Genomic DNA, 20,568 nt, shown 5'->3' on the forward strand with positions numbered 1-20,568 from the left:
AAGCCCTGGTCGTCCATCAGCGCTTGAACGACCTGCGCGACGCACCCACAACCCTATCCGATCTTTGGATTGCTGACATAGTCAACACGCTTCCAGACGTCGCCATCGAAGTACGCAATATCTTTGAATCCAATTGACCAGACAAATCCATCCCGCGCTTGGATGACGTTAGCGTCTTGCAGCTCCGGCTGAAGCCCAGTGATCACAGGCCTCAAACTTCTGCGCTCTTCGTCGTAGACCAGCAGGCCCAAATTGCTGGCCGCGTACAGCTGGCCCTGGAAGCGCTCCACGCTGCTGATACGCATGTTGTCGTCGACGCTCGAGATATCACGAAAACCATCCGCCGCGTTGCCAACCAACAGTGTTCCATTGGACCCGCCGATTACCACGTCCTTCTCGTCGAACACACGAATGCAAAGCAATTGTTCATCCGTTCGGATGTCGATCTTGCGCCATTGCTTCCCGTCGCCATGGAAAATCTCCCCGTCGACACCTACCACGTAAATAGCCGACTCACTCAACCCATCGATCGCCATGAAGCAGCGATTGGTCGAACCTTCTATCAACAAGCCCTCATCCACGTGAACCCACTTGTCGTCCGCCAAGCGCTTGTAGATCTGCCCTGCATCACCGCAGACAAATAGCGTCTTCCCGATGGCGGCAATATCCATCACGTAACCGTAGTCCTTGGACCAGTCCCCGTGCAGCCCTGCATCCTGAATCGTTTCATTCGACGGGAAGTCGGCACCCTGAAGAACGATCTCGACCTGTCCCTCCCAAGACATGGCGACGTAGGCCCGCTTCTTCCCCTTCGCGTTGGGCCAGAGGCACATGGCGATCACGTGCGTGTCGACATCGTCCTGACTCCAAGGATCATCACCTTGAGGGTCGTAGCTGATCATGCGGCTCTCATCCACCTCATCGGGGTCGATGTCATCCCTGTAGGCCGCAAAGCGCACGTAGTCAGATTCAACCACCACCGCAGTTGCAAAAGTGACGGTATCGGCCTTCTTGGCGATATCGGTATTCTTCTTTCCCATTGTCATTCCATCCGATTTCAGTGACGGTCGTCAGTCAGCGTTTGGTCTGACCCAGCTTGCCCATGGATTTCACCCTTAAAGATGTTGCACTTCAGAGTTGAATCCGCCTCTTCAAAAGCGTCATGCGATCCAGTTGCCTTCCTGACGACTTGCTTGTAATCGTCCCCACTTCTTCCTTCAGAGCGTGAGCCAGTTAATGTTGATGCTCACTACCTTGCCATGGCGTCCAATAACAGATTGGTATGCGGTCGGGCCGAGAAGTAGCGCCCCGCGCCGAAGGGCGTCGTCTGAACTCGACAGCACCGAGCTTCGCTGAGCCGTCGGGTGTTTAGGGTGCCGGTAGGTCGCCAGGGCGACGTTGGCCAGGGAGCTGCGCCGCGCATGTCACCGCTGCTCAGGGCCGGGGGTATGACGATGCCAGTCTTGGAGAAGGTTTGTTCCCAGGCACAGCGTTGCGAAGCCGAACTCGTCGGCCAGGCAGGGTTCACCGTTCATGTTGGCGATAGGTCAGACGCATTCATTGCGTCTCGACCGGATCCAGAAGCTCCGCCCCCAGTCTGACGACGGTGGCCTGGGCGAGGCCGTTGAACTGCTCGAGCCAAGTGATCTCCAGCACGAGCCCCTCCTTCAGAACGAAGCTCTGCCGGTAATCCCCGACGCGCAGCGCCCCTCGCCGAGGCCCAAGCTGTTGGCATCGAGGCGCTCCTGCGCAGACGCAGGCGTCTCAAGTCGCGCATCCAACCCGAAAGGCAAGGCCTGGCGCCACGGCGCGCCATGGGCACCCGCGACATCGAACAGCACGTCGGTGATCAGCCAGCGGTCAGGATCGCCGTGCTCGACATCGCCGGCATGCGGATGGCGGAGTACCAAGTAGAGCCCATGCTCAGGCAGCGACATCAGGTGCCTGCCTACCGGGGGCACCGGCAGGACTTGCCGCGGCTCCCTGCCCGTCCGACGACCCAACTCCTCCAACCAGCGACCGACGCCCCGTCGATTCACACGCCGACAGAGTTCGTCCGCGAAGCTCGTAGGTGTAGAGCGTGATGACATGATTGACGACGGGCTCGCAGTCAGATGGGGTCGTTGTCCGGATGCTGGATGCGCGTCCACACCTTGCCATCGAACTTCGCGATGTCCTTCCCGCCGACGGACCACAACACGCCGCTGGCCCGGTCGATGATGCGCGCGTCCTGAAGCTCAGGCGTCAAGCCGGTCACCACTTCCTGGATACCGGCTTGTGGATTCTCGACGTCGTACACGAACAGTCCGAGGTTGGAAGGCAGGTAGACCTTGCCGAAGTACTCGCACACGCCGAGGAAGAGCTGGTTGTCATCCACCGAGCTCAAACTGACGAAGCCGTCCTCCGCGTTGCCCAGGAGCAGCGTGCCGTTCGCCCCGGCGAGCCAGATCCGGGTGTCCGTCTCGACATAGATGCAGGTCAGGCGCTCGGCGACTTCCGGCAGTTCCAGCTGCCGCCAGGTCTTGCCGTTCCAGAAATGAACCCGTGGCGGATAGCCGGATTCGGCCAGGGCCCCCACCAGATAGATCGCTTCCTCGTGCGGCCCATCGATGGCGCTGGGCAAGAGACGGTCATCGACGTCCGGCGCCTGGAGCACCCCTTCGTCCATGTGCACCCAGTGGTCCTTGCCCAGCCGCTTGTACACCTGCCCCGCGCCGCCACAGGCATAGAGATGGTCGCCGATCTGCTTCAGATTGCTCATGTAGCCCCATCGCACGGCGCCCGACCTGTGGACGCCCGCGCCATGAATGGACTCGACCACTGACCCTCCCTTGGAGCGGATGTAGTCGATCTGACCTTCGTTGGAAAGGCAGCACAAGTCCCAGTCCGAGCCATCGAATTCCACGAATACGGTAGTCGCAACCGACCACCAGTCGACATCGTGGTGTTGCCAGAGGTGCGCCACTTGTTCATCGTAGATGAACAGCCGTGCATGGTTCGAATAGGCTGGCAGGGCGTCGAGTGAGCCGCAGATGTAGATGCTTTCGCCATCCAGCGCGGCGGCGTTGATGAATTCGACGGGTGCTTTCATTTTGTTTTCCTAGGTGCAACAGCACGATCGCGGGTGGCATCCGCGGCCTTGCGAGTTTCGCCGCTCAGGGTAGCGTGCGCCTCCGACCCCTTGGGCGGCGGATTCTGAGTGGTACGGCCATAGGCGTTGCGGTCGACACCGGCAAACGCGTCATTGACCTTCTTCTTGATCTCTTCCTGGCAGTGTGGCTTGACCTTGCCGACCTCGTCGATGGAGATCTGGATGATGTCGCCGATCGGGGCCACGCCTAGTGGCCCTTATCCGTGCGGTGACCGAGGTCCGCGATCTGCGGATCCGTCCCCTCATGGGCCTTGTTGTGCTCGGAGTTCTTGACCTTGCTTCCGCCGGTGAGGCAGATGCTGGGCCCATCGTCCAATGAGGGCATCCCAGGGATTCGGTTGATCCCCTTGGCCCCGTCGGCGCGGTTCCCATAACGAAGCGCGTAGTCAGGAACAATGTGGTGCGCCTGCTGACCCGTCGGGCAGGTCTGGTCCTTGAAGGGCTTGACGCCACACCCGCCCTCGCCTTCTCCTTCGACCTTGAATCCGTTGCTGCCGTTGCCCGATTTCGGCGGCTCCTTCTTGTCGTCACGCTTGCGCTTCCGGTTCGGAGCGAAGCTGGTCAACTGCTCCAGCCTGTTCGTCAACATCCGTTGAAGGAATGCGGTGCCGGCGGCGGACAGATTGGGCAGAGCCCCCGTGGTAGCGAACTCTGCAGCGACATCGACACCGGTGGCCACCGACTCGGCAATACCGCCGACGCCCGCCACGCCGCCGCCGATCGCCGAGGCCACGCCCCCGCCCGCTGCAACGACCGCACCTGGCCCCGCGCCGATGCCGGTCAGCATCATGCCGCCCCCGACCGCCGACGCCGCGCCGCCCGCGGCAGCGATCTTCCCCCGACGTCATCGCCCCATCGGCGAAGCTGTGGACCGACTCGGAGACGTTGTCCTTGTAGTACTGCCCGGCCTCCTTGAGCCTCTTCGCAGCGCGATCAAAGAAGCTCGACTCCTCGTCGGTCTCTGGCTTGGCCGAAGGGGTCGAGCGCCCGGCCGATGCGGGCGCCGTGGCCGAGACGGCCGGCACGGTGACGTAGAGCCCGGGGTTGTTCCCGCCGTTCATCGTGCAGGGGTCGCCGTCGCGGATGACCGCGTGCCCACCGACCCGCGTCGTCGTGGACCCCTGCGTAGGCTTGACCTCGCCGTTCAGGGTGCCACTCTTCACGCCCTTGGCGACCCCGGCGTTGTCTCCCTTGCAGCTCGGCTGCGTCGTCTGGTCCAGCACATAGGTCGGCCGACCGTTGAGTCGCACCGACGCGACCGGTCCCAAGGCGTTCGCCAGGTCCTGGACGGTGGGATAAGGCAGAGGCGGCGTGCTGGCCCCGACCGGTGTCTTGTTGAACGAAGGGGCGGTGGACACCGCCTTGAAGCTGTCGTCCTTGCGTGCGCCAAGCCTGTCAGCCATCGCTGCCCACATCAGTCGGCTGTGCCTGCGCCGCGGCATGAATGTCCAGCAGCGTCAGGTAGGCATCGCGCTCGCGGGAGAATCGGGCAGCCCGTTGCGCGTCCATGGTCCCCACTTCGGCGACGCGAATCTCAATGTCTTCTCGCTTGTCGAGCACGGTTCTCCAGACGCAGATCACGCTGCGCTGGTCGGTGTCGATGGCAACGGTGTCCAGCCTCATCGGGTGCACGAACACCTCGCCCGAGCGCAGCCTCAGCGTCACATGGGCGGTGTGCCCCGGCAGCTTCAAGTGAAGGACCCGGTTGCCTTGGCCGTCCATGCGTTCCCACGGCTCGCCCGGCGGCTGCAGATTCACGAGCGCGATCTCCTCGTTGCCCGCCAGCGCGTCGACCTGCTGATCTGGCCAGGCGGCCTGCCAGACAGCGAAATCATGGTCGGGGGGCAGCGGAGACTCGCCCCTGATGAAGGCCTCATCGATGGTTCCCGCTAGCGCCACCCGCTCTGGAGAGCATTTGGGGCGGACTCCGAATGTCGCGATACCGACCGCGGCGGCATCGACGCGACCCGCCAGCAGATCGTCAAACAGCTGCGCCGTCAGGGGTCGATCCCGGAACTCCAGTCGGGGAGCCGGCACCCGCGTCGCGTCCGTCGCTCGAAGGAACCAGGGCGTGACAAACCCTGTTCCCCACGTGTTCGCGGACAGGGCCTCATGGGCCAGCGGTGCTTCCGGGCCACTCGGGCCACTCGGGCCACTCGGGCCACTCGGGCCACCCGGGACACCCGGGCCGCGCAGGCTAGCCGGGTCGGCCTGACTGTCCGGGTGCTCGCGGCGCCGCACTTCCGTCAGTCGATGGCGCGGTGCCACGTGGGCCGCCGCAGCGTCGGACGCATCGATCCGGCACTCGCCGCCAAAGGCCGCTTCGAGCCGCACGGGTGTGGCCTCCGACGCCGACGCGCGCACCAGCTGCCAGGACCTGCCGTTCCCCGCATCGCCCTGTGACCGTTGGAAATGCCCACGTCCGCGCACCATCAGGCGCTTGTCGATGAGTCGCTCCCCGGCGACGGGATGCGCGCGCGCATGACGCACGTCCGCCTCCCAACGCGCCAGAGCCTCGCGAGAGGCGGGCATGGTGGGGTTGAGCCCGGTGGGACGCTCAGGCAAAGGCGCAGGTCGATCGGGGCGACGGACGGCCAGCATCGCCTCGAACCCGTGAAGCGGACCGCTTGTGCTCGCCGGCGGGTATGCGGTGCCGTTCAACAGCACATCGCACCTCGGCTTGTAGGGACAGAAGTCGGACTCGTAGCGCGGACTGCCGCCCTGTGGCGCATCGAAGAATTCGTCCACCTCGCAAAGGGGCGTCTGGACGTCGGCGATGCGAAGGACGCCGTCGTCCGCCCAGGTCAGCGTCTGACGCAGCACGATGACGTGGAAATCCTGTCCGAGCGTGTCCACGCCCCCGAATGCCACCGCGGGGAACGGGCTGTGGTTCCTGAACTCCATGGGTGGTGGCGTTCAGTTGATGTCGACGTCTTTGCCTTTGATGACCACTGGGCCACTGGCAGAGAAGTTGAATCTGGTCCCGTTGATCAGCACCGTGCCGTTCGATTTCATGACCAGGCTGGACTTGCCGACGGTGATCTTGAATTCGTCCCCGGCGTCGATCGAGTAGTCCTTCGCGACCGTCGTGCTCTTGCTCATGCCGACCTGCTCGCTCTGCTGCAGGCCGACGCTCGTGTTCATCAGCCCGGCGACCGTCGTCTGGTAGGCCGCGCCGATGGTCAGGGCCTTGCCCAAGCCGATCGTCTCGGCCTTCGCCAAGGCGATGGTCTCCGTCTTCATGCCGCCGACCGTCACCGAGCGGTTCGATCCGACACTGATCGTCTCGTTCACGCCTACGTCCTCGCTGCGGTTCATCCCGATCGAGATCTTCTCGTCGAGGTCCACGCGCTCGGTGCGGTTCTTGTGGATGGTGATGGTCTCGTCCAGATCCACCGTCTCGGTGCGGTTCTTGTGCACCGTGATCGTCTCGTCCAGGTTCACCGTCTCGGTACGGTTGCCCTTGACCAGCGTCGTCTCATGCCGGTCGATCGTCTTGGTCCGATCCCGCCCGACCCAGTGCGTCTCGTCGTTCTCGACCTCGATGTCCTGGTTCTTCTCCGCGTGGATCCACAGCTGCTCGTCGCCGTGCTTGTCCTCGAACCGGATCGCGTTGGCGTTGCCGTAGCTGCCGCCCTTGGTCGAGCGCGTCAGGAAGCCGCTCTGCGTCGCGTTGGCCGGCAGGTCCCACGGCGGCAGGTTCTCGCCGTTGTAGGTCCGCCCCATGATGATGGGCGCGTCCGGGTCCCCTTCGATGAACCCGATGATCACTTCCTGCCCGATGCGCGGGATGTGGATGCCGCCGAAGTTCGAGCCCGCCCACGGATGCGCCACGCTGACCCAGCACGAGCTGCGCTCGTCGCTCTTGCCGCGCCGGTCCCAGTGGAACTGCACCTTCACCCGGCCGTACTTGTCGGTGTGGATCTCCTCGCCCGCCGGACCGCTCACGATGGCCGTCTGCGGTCCCGCCACCAGCGGCTTCGGCGTGCGCCGTGCCGGCCGGTACTGCTGCGCCGCCGGGATGCAGCTGAAGCTGCAGCGCAGCCCCGTCTCTCCCGAACCCGCCTCGTTGGCCGCCTGGCTCAGGCTGATCTGCGTGCCCGTGATCAGGTACTGCGCGTTCTCGGTCTCGCGCGGATGGCGCGACAGCGACAGCAGGTGCCCCGTGCTCACGCCCTGCGCGTTGGTCGTGCCGTCATACGTCTGGAACTGCGTCTGCAGCTCGTCGAGCCGGTCCTCCACGTACTGCGACCCATCGCCCGTCTGGATGTAGCCGCCCGGGTAGTCGAAGATTTCCCCGTCGGACAGGTCGTAGTTGCGCGCCACGCTCTGGTTGGTCTCCAGCGACGTCGACGGCCGCTGGAAGTCGTAATCCGTGATCACGACCTTCCCCGGCTTCACGCATTCCGCGCTGCCCCAGGCCTGCACATATTCGAGCGCCGGCGTGGCCTGCGCGCCCGAGCCGTAGAACGGCAGCGACTCGCAGCCCGCCTTGGCGTCGTGTCCGCTCGCCGAGTCGCACAGCACCACCTTGTGCCCAGCCTCGTCGTGCTCGACGTACCAGTAGATGCCTTCGTGCTCCAGCAGACGCGCCACGAAGTTGAAGTCGGTCTCGCGGTACTGGACGCAGTAGTTCCAGGTCCGGTACGGGCGCAGCAGCTTGAACTCGTAGCGCGCGACCGGGTGGTCCTCGAACACCTGCTTGACGATGTCGGGGACCGACAGCTCCTGGAAGATCCGGCAGTCCGAGGTACGCGACAGCAGCCACAGCCAAGGCTTGAGCTGCATCTCGTAGACGCAGTGCTTGCCTTCGAAGCCTCGCTGCGCGAAGCGCGTCACGTGGCCGCTGAGGAATCGCGGCGCATCGTCGCGCAGCGCGATCGTCAGTGTCGCGGGCTTGCCCAGCAGCTCCGAGGCCTGGATGTCCTTGCGTTCGCTCAACAGCGTCAGCACAGTGTCTCCGGCGTCGCTGAGCCCCTCCCGCGACACACAGGTGTGCACGCGCAGGGTCTCGTCAGGCAAGGCAGTCTTGAGGCGGAAAGGTGAGGCCATAGCACCAGGGGTCAGGTCGACACCCCGCAGGCTAGGGTTCACCCGTAGTCACCACAACGGTCCAAAGTCACTCCCGACGTTTGGGAGCGACGCCCTCAAGGAAGCACCGTAACAGAGAGTGATCCACCGACCCCGGAGGCTGCGCGCCGGCCGGCATGCGCGCGACGCCCTGAAACCGTGGGCCACAGGCACGCAGCAATTCGGACAGGTCCCGCGCCGCCCGTTGGAGACTGAAGGAAAAGTTACCTGCCCTCCACGTCTGGCCAACTCAGAAAATCAACGATTCAATGGCGGAGGCGGTCGCGTCAGGTTCGTGCCACCAAGCATCTCGATTCGATCCGGGTGCTCGACAATGCGAAGACCGTTGAGCTCGGCTACAGCCCTCGCGAAACTCGCGTTGTCGCCCGTGCGGTACACCCCGCTGATCCTCAACTGCGCCAGACCGCCCTCCTCCGCCAGCGCAAGACGCATCGGGCTGTATCGATTCATCTCAGCCACAGCCTCCCTGAGCGTCGCGCGGTCGAACACCGCCTCCCCCGCTGCCACGCCGTCACCTGATCAATCCGCGGTCGGTCCTTGGCCACTTCCGCGGATTTCAGCCCTGGGGCCAACGCGATGCGCAGACGTTCACCCGGCAACATCTCGACCGCCATCACCGACGACATCGGCGACATCGGCGACACCGGCGACACACGCTCGTTCTTGCCGCTGACCTGGGTCACGACGACCGTCCCCTCGATCAGGGTCACCGAGGTACCTCCCGATGCTTCATCACGCCTGGCTTCACCGGCATCTGATCGAACGACGAAGCTGGTCCCGATGGCACGCACTTCAACGCCATTGGCCACGGCCACAAAAGGACGACGAGGATCCTTCGCTACCTCGAACAAGGCTTCCCCGGTCTCCAGTTCGACGATCCGGCGACTCGGTGTCCAGCGGACATGAATGCGACTGGCCGTGTTAAGCGATATGCGCGACCCGTCCTTCAGCACGACGGTGCGTCGCTCCCCGACTCCGGTTTCATAACGCTCGGGATTCGTGAGGAGAAATCCGCCACACAGCAGGGCCACACCGCCGGTTGCCGCAACAGCCCACATGCGTCGGTTCATGCGCCGCGTCATACCCCGTGCGGCTTCCCGCGCCGAAAGGTCTGCGCCATCTGGCAGAGCACCCGCAAACGCAGCCAGCGTGAGCCCGCCCACCTCCTGCCAGGTCTCCGTGCAGCGTTCAAAGGCCCAGCGGTGCTCCGCGGATCGCGCCTGCCACTCCAAACATTCCTGCTCCATCCGCGACGTTCGCGAGGGGCCATGCAGACGCGCAACCCAGACAGCCGCCTCGGCGGCGATCGCAGGGCTTACCTGCACCATCGCGCGCCGACACCGCAGAAACCAACGATAGCGGGCACGATCACCATCCCTCCATCCAGCTGGTGAGCAGCAGAGTAGCCTTGGCGACGTGTTTCTCCACTGTGCTAATGCTCAGATCGTGTTCGAGCGCGATGTCCTGATAGGTTCGCCCATCGACGCGGTGCGCCAACAGAATCGCCCGTGTCTTGGGTCTCAGGCGACTCACGCACTCGCTCAAACGCGCCACGCGTTCCCGCGCGAGCACGATGGCCTCAGTCCCGGGCGCCGTATCCATCAGCACCACATTCTCCGCCAGCACGTGATCGCCATGGGTGGACCGAGCCCGATGCGCGTCGACCGATAAATTCAGCGCCGTGCGCATTAGGAAGGCCTCGGGCCGGTCCACAGGTTGGCTGCTTTCATAACAGGCCAGCCGCAGCCAAGCCTCCTGCACGAAGTCGTCCGCCTCTTGCGATGAGCGACCACGGCGCATCAAGGCTGATCGCACGCGGGCGAAGCTTCGTGTCCAGTCAGTGATCATAAAAACTCCAAATCTCCTCCGGAACCGCGCGAGCGAGGCGATGCGTACACCCACCTCCGGCAGATCGTCCACGAGGGCGGCTGGCCCACTCACCCAACGTGACGGATGAGGTGCACACCAAGCAACCATTGAGGCTGAGGTTCGGATCGAATCTTTTGTGTACCCGGACGGCCATCAAACACCATCAAATACGTCTGAATAAGTTCCGCCTGATCCTCAAACGACACCCAATGTATATCAAACGATGTTGTTAGGACAAGTGCTGGATTTGATGCTTGAGGTACATGCCAAAGATCAAATCTCCGCTGTCCTCTCGCGAAGTTTTCGCCCGAAACCTTCGTCGCGCGAGGCGCATGAAGGACATGACGCAGGAAAGCTTGGCCAACGAAGCCGGCGTTCCGCGCGCCTACGTTAGTCGTGTCGAACGAGGCAACGTCAACATCTCAATCGACAACGCGGATGTTCTCGCGCGCGCCATCGGAATTTCGCTGCATGACCTGGTAGATCCATCTAAGTTCGTCGGCTTCGACGATGACTGACCTACACAGGTGAATAGCGTGGCCGGGGCACGAGATGTGAAGCCTTCTTGATTTCCTGTGCAAGTCAGAAGTAACGCCGCCGCGCGTCCTCGAACTATGCGTAATCGCAGAACAACGAGGCCACGCCCAGCAGCATGCGCAATGGGTGGCTACGGCCGTGGCGAGCCCGCAGCAGGCGGCCTGGCTAAATGGCCGTCTTGTCTGGAGTGCACGGAAGGGAGATGGATTCCGGGCGCGCATCGGAGCGGTCCGATGAAGCGCAAGTAATCGGCGGGCACTTCCTTGAGCCGGAGTTGGTCGGCCGAGGCGAGCAGCCCCAGATCGAAGAACCTCGCCCGCAGGGGCGCGAGCATCCGGTCCATGTCGATCGACTCGCACTAGAGGGAATCCGGTGAAGCCACGAGAGTGGCTCCTCGTGCCGCTGCAAGTGATTGATAAGGCGATGCAGCGCATCCGAGATGGGTCACTCACGAACTGCGTGTATGACCTTAAAAGCGCAGGACTGGCTGTCAGTTGACCCTAGGAACTGGCGCCCCACCGACTTTCCTTCATCGACAACTCACGGAACAGAGGGAAGAACGAAATGAACAAGGGGCGCTTGATGCGCCCCTTCGCTCGCCGTGCCTCAGCAACACCGAACCGATTGTGGTGGCGAGACGGTCGATAAGCTCCTCCGGAACATTGAGAAGGCGGCGCAGAGGCCCGGCAGCGGCGCCCACGACGAAAATCAGAGACAACGCGTGTGGTAAGAGTCTGAGAAAGCTGACCACCCAGTGGGCGCAATGTCCCGTCAGTGCGGGGCGACCAGAGAACTGATCGGCACCCACTCCTGTTGCGGCTTGCCAAAAATCTGCCGCTGCATTGGGTCGTACTGAATTAATGCGAGCGGTGACTTCAGGTCGATGATGATGCCCTGATTCGTTTTGTCGCCGATCTTGGGCTCAACACGAAGTCGCCGCGTTTCCGAAGCTGCGCGATCCAGGCGCTGCTGCAAGTTCCTGTGCGAAGCCTCGGCGCGCTCCTTCTCCTTCGCGTTATAGAAGTCGGCGAACTGGACCGCCTGCTCGGGGGTATAGAAGGCGATTACCGGCGCGGGCAGTTTGTGCGGTTCATAAGGGTGATTTCGATTGCCGCCATAGATGCGAACCATCATCACGGTCGTCAATTGCTGCTGCGCGTCGAAGCAGAATTGCGACGTGGAGCTGTAGCGCTCGCCGTAAGAGACCAAGTCTTGATTCGCCCAGGCAGAGGCCGCCGCATAGAAGGACTGGGCGACGCCTGTGGACTGTAAGGGCGGCATGTTCGACGTCTTACCTCCGCCCGCCCTGCACCAAATGTCAAAGCTCGCCTTGGTCTGCTCTAGACCTGGCGTGTTAGCGCCGTGGACGCTGCGCTTGAGCATTGGAGTCTTGTATTCGTCACCCCCAATCACTGTGCCGGGCACCGACGCGATAAACGCGGGCCAGTCCATCGAGGTCTCCCTCGCGACTGGAGCGGCGCACCCCACCACGATTACAGCAGCGAGTGCCGTCAGAATTTTCAACGTCATCAGATCTCCCTGTTGCTCGATAGTTCGTCGGTCTAGGTTGCGGTGGCCTTGAGAAGCCCACATTGTTTCCACCGTGCCCGGGCCCGTCGTCTCAGACTTCGACGCCGCGTCCCGGAATTTAAGGCGCTATCTCAGCCATTAATGGCAAAGAACAAAAAATCGGATTGGCCGAGGCAGGCCGCGGCGCCACTGAACTTCAGCTTGCGATTTTGTCCGGCATCTCCCCGGTAAGGCGGAAGACCGTATCGAGCGGTGGGGGAAGTCTCAGGCCGACGCGCGTCGCGATTGCCACGATGGCGAGATGATCTCGCTGCGAAATAATGACCTGGAGCGCCGACGTGCGGCGCGGCCCGACGCAGAGAAGATGCAGTCCACGCGTTTCGGTCAGAGCCTTTACGCATTCGCTTTACTGTCGATTTTGTCTAGCAAGACGTTTAGCGAGTGCCCGCAACAAGATTGGGGAAGGTAGGCATTTCGTCGCCATAGCCCCAACACCAGGCTCCCGCCTCCTCGCGCAGCACCCTCTCCTTGGTCGCCCGCTCTTTACCCGCCAAGAACGGACTCAAGACATGAAGCGGCACCGGCCGCGGCCCGGCGTCAAGGAGTAGCACGTTCGGGAAAGCAGCCGCCGTGCGCGCGTCATAGCGCAGCGGCTTGACGAAACGCCGGCGCTGCTGGACAAGCGCATTGACCAGCGCCAGCTCATGAACGCCTTCGAGCGGGATCCAATGTTCACTCGCGAGCATCAGACTGGCGGTGTCCACCTCGTAGGTGTGCTCACGCCGCGCTCGGATGAGTGCCGCCATGACGACGCGCACGCGCTGCCCGGTGTCCGCATGACGCGCCTCAAGCAGCGCCCCGAAGCTCCGTTCGATGCGCTCCCACGTGCGCGAGGCCACCAGCAGCGGCGCGTCCGGCGCATGCTTGATCCAGATCCGCCGCCCAAGCGCTGAGGCCTCGCACCCCTTGAACTCACCGATCACGAGTGCCAGCGGACTCTGGCCGTCGCGAGGATGCAGCACGGCCAGCTTCGCACGCCGCCGCCTCGCCGCCTCTTCCCGCCCCGCCTCCGAGAACGCCTCGGGCACATAGAGCCGCTCGGCCAAGCCGATGCCGCGCACCGTCATGCCCTCGGCGGCCTCCATCAGGTATTTGTGCAGCACCGCCTGGTTGCGCTTGCCCTCCATCGCGGGCGACCACCGATCAAATCCCGCCGTATGGAAGAGAAAGTGCATCAGCGCCCGCAGGCTCATGCGGCGCCTCGCGACCATCACCTCCGCGGTCTCCTCGGCCTCGCCCCGCGGAACTCCCTTCCCCGCCACGCGCGTCCACGGAAAATTGACCCGGAGCTCGAAGCAGCCGGGATTGGGCTCGAGCACGGCATCACCCACCAGCTCGCCCAACCCGGATAGCCGCTCATCCGGTTCGTAGGACGGGCACTCGGGATGATGCCGCGCGCCCGAGCCCGGCATGCGCTTGAGGACGAACTGCCGATGCCGCGCGACGTACATCTCCACGCCGCCCTCGCAGCACAGACACCGCGGACGATCAGGCGACTCATGCACACCCGCGAGCACATGCTGCAAGGCCGCGTCGTCAGCGAACACGACCCGTCCCGCCACCTCGAATCGCTGAATGCTCATGGCGCGCATCCTGGCGCCAGGGTCGCCCCACCGGCCGGCCACCACCAGCCTGAATCCGCGCGATCGACGCCCGATCTCGCGCCCACTGCCCTCACCCTCCAAACAACCGCCCCGGCGTGGACGCGGCAGTCCCGACGCACCACCCCGAATCCGCTTGGTGTCCCACAGCTTCGGCTGCCACCAGTGTCGGACGCGCACTCGCAAGTGACGCCTCGAACCGACAGGCTCATAGTGACGGCGCTACCCGTGGGCATCGCGTCCACACAGCCTTCTCGAGGCCTGTCACCGGGCCGCTGAAGTCCAGCCTGGCTGGCGCCGCGACCGTCACTCGCCCTGGATCCCTGGAGCGGCCGTATCCCCGGCCACGACCACAGCCAGTCCTACCTGGTTGGCAGACGTTCCTTCCGCCGCAGACGCGGCAGTAGGACACTGGGTATCGCTCGCTCGGGCGACGCCACAGGCAGCACGGAGCCTCGCGTCTCGCGTTCCACGGCCCCCTCCTCTTTTCGAATCACAGGCACGGTCCAACGGATCGAAGCCACTGTGCACGTCCACAACGTGGCAGTTCGCACTGGGCCACACAGGTCCAGCCACCCAACGGGGGACCAGTTCCCCGCCGGGGAAGCGGTGTCTCCACTTTTCATCGGGAGACACCATGTCGACGTTGGAGACAACGCACGCGCTCTGCGTGCTGCTCGGCGGCTCCGGCCACCGGGTGACGTTGAACAAGGCGGGACGAAACGCTCACGCGCCGTGCCGCCTCATGACGGGCGCCAGGACCATCGCGCCTCGCGCGCCTGGCGCGCCACGCCAGCGCGGCGCCGACAGCCCGGGTTCAGCGCTCGTCATGGCCTCAGCCCACTGATGCGGCATGCAACCCGCAAAAAGATTGACGTTGCCGCCTCCCCTGGCGGCATCCGCCGAACCATGAAGCTCCTGTCCTGGCCGACAGGCTCGCCATGGGCGACTTGGAGTTCCACCGCGCGAAGCGCGGAACGAGTGGCGACGGGATCCTCCCCGCCGCCGTCAATCAGCGCGCAAGGCCCACCCACGATCACGCAGTGACGCGGCAGGCCTGCGCAACCCCCGGAGTTTCACCATGGAGGTGAGTCATGAGCATGGAAAGAGAAGTGCTGGCCGCGCCGCGCCGTCGCAACAAGAGCGTGGAACGGCAGGAGGAGCTGACCTGGGACCGCTTTTACCCCCAGGCACGACGCGACGCGACGTTGGCGCTGGAGATCCTCAACGAGCTTGACCGAGACGAGTCGCTGCGGCGACGGCACCTGGGCCTGTGCCTGTCGTGCCAGCGCTGCATCCGGCTTCACGAGAACCGCGAGGCCCGCAACCGGCGCGTCGGACGGTTGGTACGCGCGACGTTCGCAGCCGTGTTCGTCGCGACGCCGCAGGCCCTGTGGCGCGGCGCGCGACACGGCGGGCAGTTGCTGCTCGCCTGCCTGCCCGGCGGCGACATGGAGCCAGACGATGCTCTCTTCCGGCGCGAGCTGGACGAGGACACGATGGAAGAAGTCGACCCGTCTCTGCGCATTCGGGCCCGCAAGGCTGCAGACCGGCAAGAAGCCAGTTCACGCGAGGCGCCCCCTCGGAGGGCGTCGCACCGACTGGCCATCTCCCGCCTGTCGACGGTTCCAGCCGGTGAGCGTATCGAACGCCCAGCCCGTCGCCTTGGCGGCGGGCTCGGGCGATTCGACCCGCCGCTCCGCAAAGCCCAACTCCCGTGGGATTTAGAGACCGACGACCCGGTCGAAGGGCGGCTGATGGAGCGGCTGATCGAGCGGCTGATGGCAGGCCAGTGTGCGGCGAACAAACCGAGTCCGGGCGATCGGCCGCGAGCGACGAAGTACCAGCCGGCGGCCGGCGCTGCCCAATCACTCCCCTACACCAGCTCGTTCACCAGCTCGTCCAGACGCACCTGTGGACGTTTGAGGGTCCGCAGTTCGCGCAGACCCAGCAGTTCACCGATCTGTCCCGCGCTGGCACCGCGCCGGCTCAACCGGTCCATGAACGTGCTCCGCACGCTTAACGCGGACAGGCCCGGGTACCCTATGCGCCTGAAGATCTTTCGATAGGCGTAGTGAATCTCCTGGCAAAGGCACCGCGTGCCGGTGGGCGTGGCCATCGCCAAAACCTGAAAACGCCGCTGCTCCTCGTTTAGGAACAGCGCGTCGGCGCCGTCCAGCCCGCGGTAGGACGCTGCCAGATCGCCCGCCAGCGCATCCGCTCGCTTCGCCAGATACGCATCGATCGCGTCGCGGACCGCGGAACTGGTGAAGAACAGGGGTCGCAGTCGTCGATTGGTCGCGACTGCCTCACGCAGCTGAGAGCTGGTCTTCACCGCTCCGTCGGCACGGAGATAGTCGCGGATCTCGAGCCGCGCGACCTCGAGCGGACGCAGTCCCGTAGCCAAAAGGATCAGAAACATCGCCGTGTCCCGCTCAGGTGTGCGGGTGCGATGGCGCACCCGGCGCAGCGCCGACTGGACATCGACATCCGACAGCACCGGAGAGGACACTGGCTCATCGCAGCTTACGGGAACATACGCTTCCAACGCCTCCTCGATCCGGCCCCTGTGCCTTCTCAAAGTGCGCACGAAAAGCGCTTGGCTTTCGGTGACGCCAGCGAGCGCGCCGTCGCGAATCAGCGCAAGAACCAGGGACTTCGCCCGACGCTCCACGGCTGTCCGTGTGAGCTCGTGCGCCCGCGCCGCCGATTCGTAGGTGTCGCCGGCGAGCACTCGGCGCAGCAATTCAGCGGACAAAGCGTGGCTGCCACGATCCATCGCATCCTCCTGGCGTTCGCCACATCATCCGCACGGCGCGCGGCGGCGACCCGTCGAAATTCCAGCCCTGCACTGAGGATTACGAGGTCAGGCCTCTCCGCCGTGAGCTCGACACAGGACGACGAGGAAAGCTTCCTCCAAGCCCCCAAGATCCGAAGTCAGGCTGGCCGTGCGCACCGTGGCTATTCTGGACATTCCGCTCGGTAACCAAGCCTGAGTTCCGCGAGCGACAGCTCTGCAGCGATCGCTGCCAGTGGCCGCGCGAATGCGTACTCACGCTATCGGGCATCAAGCAGAAGTTCGATCCGGCAATAGGGCGATGGCACGGAGGGCCGCCCTACGGGGTGCTGGGTTCGTAGGACCATCACGAGGCGGCCCACGATTCACCAGTAACCGCTACCCTATTTTTCAACCGCGCAGTCTCGACGCATAGCCGTGCCGCGCTCCCCGGAATCGCTGCCCGGCATTTGATTTAGATTTGTAATATCCTGCACAGAGGCACCCTCTGCCAAAATGAATCTATTTCTGATACTTAATAAGTTTACGCCTTTCAAGGTCCGTCAGAAATTTCCCCTTACGCTGTGTTTTCTCCTTCCCTTTGCTGCCAGGAGTCATCAACGCAATCGTCTCGCCCAGTAGAGACCTGATGCGCTCTTCCTCATTTACATGCAGGCGGCCAAGCATGTAGATTTGAAAGAGTTTGGCGAAGACAAGCTCACACACGAACCTATTTTTTGGATAAGTTTTCAACAGACCTTCGAGATGATTCAACCATTTTGGGAATCGAAGATCAACCATCAGGAATACATCAAGGACGCGCTGCGCAGTGGTATGGGAATGGCCCAAATGCTTCTCCATCACGATCTGAAGCTTTGAGGTACCAATTGCCTCCAGCGCAAATGAGATGATTACATTCGGAATCACCAGTTTCTTCAAATGCTTCGCCATACCCGGATTGTCCGTGGGCAATAATCCTTGCAACAAATGCAAAACAGGATCATCAACCGGTTTGCTGATGCCACCCTTGGCTTCAGTATCAATGGCGTGTACAACCTGAATTAGAACCTGGCACCATCCGTTGGTAAGCTTGTCGTACCCCTCCTCTTTCAATGCAAGATCGCCGACTAATTCGGAGTTCCTCAATATTGTCGACCCCACTTTCAAAGCTTCCAAATAGCGCGCGATTCCACTCTGTCCCTTCGCGGCCCGGACAACCTCGGCACTGGAAGTAGCCTTGCCGGCAGCGCGTTCGTCGTATGAATCGAGTAATTCGTGTCTTTGCGCAATCGAAGGGCGTACTGAAGGAACGGGGGCGAGACGACTGGCGATGGGCGCGCCTACTGGAGCGTCACCAATGCGGATATTGTCGAACTCACTGAGTTCATGCTTGATATTTGTCTCGATACAAAGTTCAGCAACCAACTCCAGTGCTCGCTTCAACACGTCCGGGCGATCTCGATGCCGACCAGTGTAATAGTCCAACTCCTCACCCAACTCCAAGAAGTGCTCGCGTGAAAGTGCTTTTGCAAGCAACTCCGGACTCTCATGAAGACGAGTTGACAAGAAGAATGCTCGAATGGCTTCGAACATAAAACTAACTTCATTGCCGACTTCTAGCAGAATTCTTTTTGCTTTAAGCTCAGCAAGAAATGGCCCCGTGGATGTGAGCAACCCCTTTGACGAAAAATACTTAACGGTGAAACTTTCCAACTCTAGCGTTGGAATCTTCTTCTTGCCAGTGCTGTACAAATGTTCGGCCAAGGCGGCGAGGTAATGACGCTTTATAGTTGAGTCATTCTTGGAGCGATCCTTTGTTTCCGACAATTTCTCCATGACGCCGTCTATCAGCGCATCGAGAATTTCCGCCTGATTAACTGGAGTGAATTGAGTTTGACGTTCGCGAATCCAAAGCAGCGCAGAAATTAGGAATGGTGACCTGGGAATATTTAACCGACCGAGCAAGGAGAGGACTTCATCAACCTTTGCTCCACACTCTTCCAATGACTCACCAAACCAGTTATGGGTAAGCAGTCTCGTCTCTTTGCGCCCGAACGGGTGCATGTAAATAACTTCAGCGCCACCTTCAGCAACCAACGGCACTTCGGTTGTGGAAAGCGAATAATCCAAATCCTCAATCATTGAGAAGTAATAGCGGCAATTGCGATAAAGCGCGCAGAACTCGCGCACAGATTTCAACTGCTTCGCCCGGCGCTCGTCCAAATTATCAAAGCAGATGCAAAATTCTCCTGCTTGAAGAAGTGCGATAATTTCCGGTTTTCTATAAGCACCTCCACAGAAGGAAATGACTGCATCAACCAAACTTGGGACTGTGTCCCCCGCAATCTCAAGGTCGATATATCCACCAAAAGGCGGCATTTCGGAACCAAATTGCAGACTTAGTGAGCAGACGTGCTGCAGTAGCGTTGTTTTCCCCATGTCCTTCGTCCCGAGGAACATGATGTGCCTTTTGGACTGAAGCAGATCTTTAAGGGGAACGAACATCCCGCTTTTTCCATTCTTGCCGCTCCCGTCAATTTTGCGTTGCGACACACGACTCAGCGGGGGTTCTACAAATATAGATTTCAAGCTATGCGGCGCTACCTCGGACACCAAGGATGGAAGGAGCCGCGAATCAAACGTAGCCTGCACCGAATCAATGTATTCATCGGAGGGTGAAGGTGGTGCCAAACTCGAATTACCCTCACGCGTCTGAATGAATTCAGCAATGCCGTCGGCATTAAAGCGTATCGCCTTATCAAAAACCTGACGCGCCTCGTAATACTCGCGAGCACGAACCACCCAACGCTTATTGCGATGGAAATAGTTTATTGAGCAGTACCCGTTAAAGTAATCCCTATGTTGATAAAGACATCCAGCATTGCTGACGAAGTACGTGCTCGACGCTCCAACGGAAACGACGGCATCAGATTCGTGATTGTGCCCGTGAAAAAATCCATCGAAATTGACGAGAATTTGACGATGCGTATTTTGTGCGTCTTTTGGCGTTAGCCAAGAAAGCGGATGATGGAGCAGCGCGAGTTTCAAGTCTGCCCCGTTGATAGCCTCAACAACCTCATCCATCTGCATACGGCTAACAAGCAATTTCCCATAGTCTCCGTCGGATGGAGCGCCTGTCGCGTGCCAAGCCGAATTCATCGCACCGATGCCGACCTTTAAGCCATCAATATCAAGCAAGTAGGCTCGATAGTGCGTGTTGCTAAGTACCGGATCTCCTCCATCGAGCTTCTTTAATATGTCATTGAAGCCTTCAAGTCCATTATTGAGCCCTGGGACAACTGCTTCCTTCAAATATACTGCGGCATCATCGTCACAACGGATGCTTTTTTGGGCGGATGCAATCAAGCCTGCTTGGCCTTTAAGATTTACATCATGATTACCAGGAATGAGGATGAGGCGGCACGGCTCAATTTGCGCCGCAGACAAGAGAGGCACAATAAATTGACTTATCACTTCCGCTTTATTGACGTCTGAGTAGCCACCCTTGGCGACGAGATCGCCGGTGAAAAACACAAGGTCATATGGCCCTTGGTCAGCGACGGTCTCCGAGATATCCTGGAAAAGTGCCTTCAACACAACGCGCTGGTCCCGCAAGAGGTCCTTGTCTAGATGCAAATCTGATAGATGCAGGATCTTCAATGTCTTGTCCACCGTTTCCTCCCGAAAATCATTTGGCAAGCATGCTCAATTTCTGAGGGCTTGTCTAACGGGGGATTTCCTACGGTAGAACATGCCGGCACGTCATGTAATGCACGGTGAGAACACGCAGGGTTCGCGTTGCCCACGGATGACACGGGGCCGCAAGTGGAAAGACCCGCCTGTTGATAGTCGGACCTGTCAGATTCCGAATCGCAAACTCAGGCGACGAGACGAAGTCGTTGGAGAGCCGGCGCATCGGTGACCCGAGCGCGATTGCGCCGTGTGATGGCTGC

At 61.6% G+C, this 20,568-nt stretch carries 15 protein-coding genes and 2 pseudogenes; 1 reads left to right on the forward strand and 16 read right to left on the reverse strand.

What is annotated here, in order from left to right; all coding sequences use genetic code 11:
• Nucleotides 1-53 precede the first annotated feature (53 nt).
• From ACQ86G_RS23830 to ACQ86G_RS23880, 11 genes and pseudogenes are all read right to left on the reverse strand, one after another.
• Nucleotides 54-1,040 carry a hypothetical protein gene (locus ACQ86G_RS23830; protein ID WP_431257624.1) on the reverse strand — a complete coding sequence of 329 codons (987 nt, stop codon included), beginning with the start codon at nucleotides 1,038-1,040 and terminating at the stop codon, nucleotides 54-56.
• 627 nt (nucleotides 1,041-1,667) lie between these two features.
• Nucleotides 1,668-1,937: a hypothetical protein gene (locus tag ACQ86G_RS23835; protein ID WP_431257625.1), complete on the reverse strand. Its 270-nt coding sequence runs from the start codon at nucleotides 1,935-1,937 to the stop codon at nucleotides 1,668-1,670.
• A 173-nt stretch (nucleotides 1,938-2,110) separates the two neighbouring features.
• Nucleotides 2,111-3,091, reverse strand: coding sequence for a hypothetical protein (locus tag ACQ86G_RS23840; protein WP_431257626.1), 981 nt, complete (start codon nucleotides 3,089-3,091; stop codon nucleotides 2,111-2,113).
• The gene (locus tag ACQ86G_RS23845; RefSeq protein WP_431257627.1) at nucleotides 3,088-3,336 is read right to left on the reverse strand and encodes a hypothetical protein; all 249 of its coding nucleotides are present in this window, start codon (nucleotides 3,334-3,336) and stop codon (nucleotides 3,088-3,090) included. Before ACQ86G_RS23845 ends, ACQ86G_RS23840 begins: the two co-directional genes overlap by 4 nt.
• 2 nt (nucleotides 3,337-3,338) lie before the next feature.
• Complete coding sequence (locus ACQ86G_RS23850; protein WP_431261551.1) at nucleotides 3,339-3,941, reverse strand: hypothetical protein; 603 nt, start codon at nucleotides 3,939-3,941, stop codon at nucleotides 3,339-3,341.
• Nucleotides 3,942-4,200: 259 nt separating this feature from the next.
• Nucleotides 4,201-4,593: pseudogene (locus ACQ86G_RS23855) on the reverse strand (DUF4150 domain-containing protein); the annotation flags it as partial.
• Complete coding sequence (locus tag ACQ86G_RS23860; protein ID WP_431257628.1) at nucleotides 4,547-6,055, reverse strand: DUF2169 domain-containing protein; 1,509 nt, start codon at nucleotides 6,053-6,055, stop codon at nucleotides 4,547-4,549. The gene ACQ86G_RS23860 and the pseudogene ACQ86G_RS23855, both read right to left, overlap by 47 nt.
• Before the next feature lie 12 nt (nucleotides 6,056-6,067).
• Complete coding sequence (locus tag ACQ86G_RS23865; RefSeq protein ID WP_431257629.1) at nucleotides 6,068-8,203, reverse strand: type VI secretion system Vgr family protein; 2,136 nt, start codon at nucleotides 8,201-8,203, stop codon at nucleotides 6,068-6,070.
• A gap of 485 nt (nucleotides 8,204-8,688) precedes the next feature.
• Nucleotides 8,689-9,312 (reverse strand): FecR family protein, encoded by a 624-nt coding sequence (locus ACQ86G_RS23870; RefSeq protein WP_431261482.1) that lies wholly within the window; start codon nucleotides 9,310-9,312, stop codon nucleotides 8,689-8,691.
• 165 nt (nucleotides 9,313-9,477) lie between these two features.
• Nucleotides 9,478-9,570 (reverse strand): annotated as a pseudogene (locus ACQ86G_RS23875) (hypothetical protein); the annotation flags it as partial.
• 40 nt (nucleotides 9,571-9,610) lie between these two features.
• Nucleotides 9,611-10,090: an RNA polymerase sigma factor gene (locus ACQ86G_RS23880; protein ID WP_431257630.1), complete on the reverse strand. Its 480-nt coding sequence runs from the start codon at nucleotides 10,088-10,090 to the stop codon at nucleotides 9,611-9,613.
• 284 nt (nucleotides 10,091-10,374) lie between these two features.
• Here ACQ86G_RS23880 and ACQ86G_RS23885 point away from each other — a divergent pair, with 284 nt between their 5' ends.
• Nucleotides 10,375-10,629 (forward strand): helix-turn-helix domain-containing protein, encoded by a 255-nt coding sequence (locus tag ACQ86G_RS23885; protein WP_431257631.1) that lies wholly within the window; start codon nucleotides 10,375-10,377, stop codon nucleotides 10,627-10,629.
• Between the two features lie 790 nt (nucleotides 10,630-11,419).
• Here ACQ86G_RS23885 and ACQ86G_RS23890 read toward each other — a convergent pair.
• From ACQ86G_RS23890 to ACQ86G_RS23910, 5 genes are all read right to left on the reverse strand, one after another.
• Nucleotides 11,420-12,178, reverse strand: a complete 759-nt coding sequence (locus tag ACQ86G_RS23890; protein WP_431257632.1) for a hypothetical protein — start codon at nucleotides 12,176-12,178, stop codon at nucleotides 11,420-11,422.
• A 434-nt stretch (nucleotides 12,179-12,612) separates the two neighbouring features.
• Entirely contained in the window at nucleotides 12,613-13,821 is a 1,209-nt protein-coding gene (locus ACQ86G_RS23895) for a DUF1173 family protein (protein WP_431257633.1), read from the reverse strand.
• Between the two features lie 1,094 nt (nucleotides 13,822-14,915).
• A complete protein-coding gene (locus tag ACQ86G_RS23900; RefSeq protein WP_431257634.1) occupies nucleotides 14,916-15,395 on the reverse strand; it encodes a hypothetical protein in 480 nt (159 codons plus the stop codon).
• Nucleotides 15,396-15,715: 320 nt separating this feature from the next.
• Nucleotides 15,716-16,618 (reverse strand): site-specific integrase, encoded by a 903-nt coding sequence (locus ACQ86G_RS23905; RefSeq protein WP_431257635.1) that lies wholly within the window; start codon nucleotides 16,616-16,618, stop codon nucleotides 15,716-15,718.
• Between the two features lie 519 nt (nucleotides 16,619-17,137).
• The gene (locus ACQ86G_RS23910) at nucleotides 17,138-20,287 is read right to left on the reverse strand and encodes a metallophosphoesterase (RefSeq protein ID WP_431257636.1); all 3,150 of its coding nucleotides are present in this window, start codon (nucleotides 20,285-20,287) and stop codon (nucleotides 17,138-17,140) included.
• Nucleotides 20,288-20,568 lie beyond the last annotated feature (281 nt).

It is taken from the genome of Roseateles chitinivorans (assembly GCF_050632145.1).
Taxonomy (GTDB): domain Bacteria; phylum Pseudomonadota; class Gammaproteobacteria; order Burkholderiales; family Burkholderiaceae_C; genus Roseateles; species Roseateles chitinivorans_B.

What these genes read in the sequence shown, in the direction of transcription:
- ACQ86G_RS23830 (WP_431257624.1), bottom strand. Translation starts at nt 1,040, where the DNA reads ATGGGAAAGAAGAATACCGATATCGCCAAGAAGGCCGATACCGTCACT.
- ACQ86G_RS23835 (WP_431257625.1), bottom strand. Translation starts at nt 1,937, where the DNA reads ATGTCGCTGCCTGAGCATGGGCTCTACTTGGTACTCCGCCATCCGCAT.
- ACQ86G_RS23840 (WP_431257626.1), bottom strand. Translation starts at nt 3,091, where the DNA reads ATGAAAGCACCCGTCGAATTCATCAACGCCGCCGCGCTGGATGGCGAA.
- ACQ86G_RS23850 (WP_431261551.1), bottom strand. Translation starts at nt 3,941, where the DNA reads ATGATGCTGACCGGCATCGGCGCGGGGCCAGGTGCGGTCGTTGCAGCG.
- ACQ86G_RS23860 (WP_431257628.1), bottom strand. Translation starts at nt 6,055, where the DNA reads ATGGAGTTCAGGAACCACAGCCCGTTCCCCGCGGTGGCATTCGGGGGC.
- ACQ86G_RS23865 (WP_431257629.1), bottom strand. Translation starts at nt 8,203, where the DNA reads ATGGCCTCACCTTTCCGCCTCAAGACTGCCTTGCCTGACGAGACCCTG.
- ACQ86G_RS23870 (WP_431261482.1), bottom strand. Translation starts at nt 9,312, where the DNA reads ATGAACCGACGCATGTGGGCTGTTGCGGCAACCGGCGGTGTGGCCCTG.
- ACQ86G_RS23880 (WP_431257630.1), bottom strand. Translation starts at nt 10,090, where the DNA reads ATGATCACTGACTGGACACGAAGCTTCGCCCGCGTGCGATCAGCCTTG.
- ACQ86G_RS23885 (WP_431257631.1), top strand. Translation starts at nt 10,375, where the DNA reads ATGCCAAAGATCAAATCTCCGCTGTCCTCTCGCGAAGTTTTCGCCCGA.
- ACQ86G_RS23890 (WP_431257632.1), bottom strand. Translation starts at nt 12,178, where the DNA reads ATGACGTTGAAAATTCTGACGGCACTCGCTGCTGTAATCGTGGTGGGG.
- ACQ86G_RS23895 (WP_431257633.1), bottom strand. Translation starts at nt 13,821, where the DNA reads ATGAGCATTCAGCGATTCGAGGTGGCGGGACGGGTCGTGTTCGCTGAC.
- ACQ86G_RS23905 (WP_431257635.1), bottom strand. Translation starts at nt 16,618, where the DNA reads ATGGATCGTGGCAGCCACGCTTTGTCCGCTGAATTGCTGCGCCGAGTG.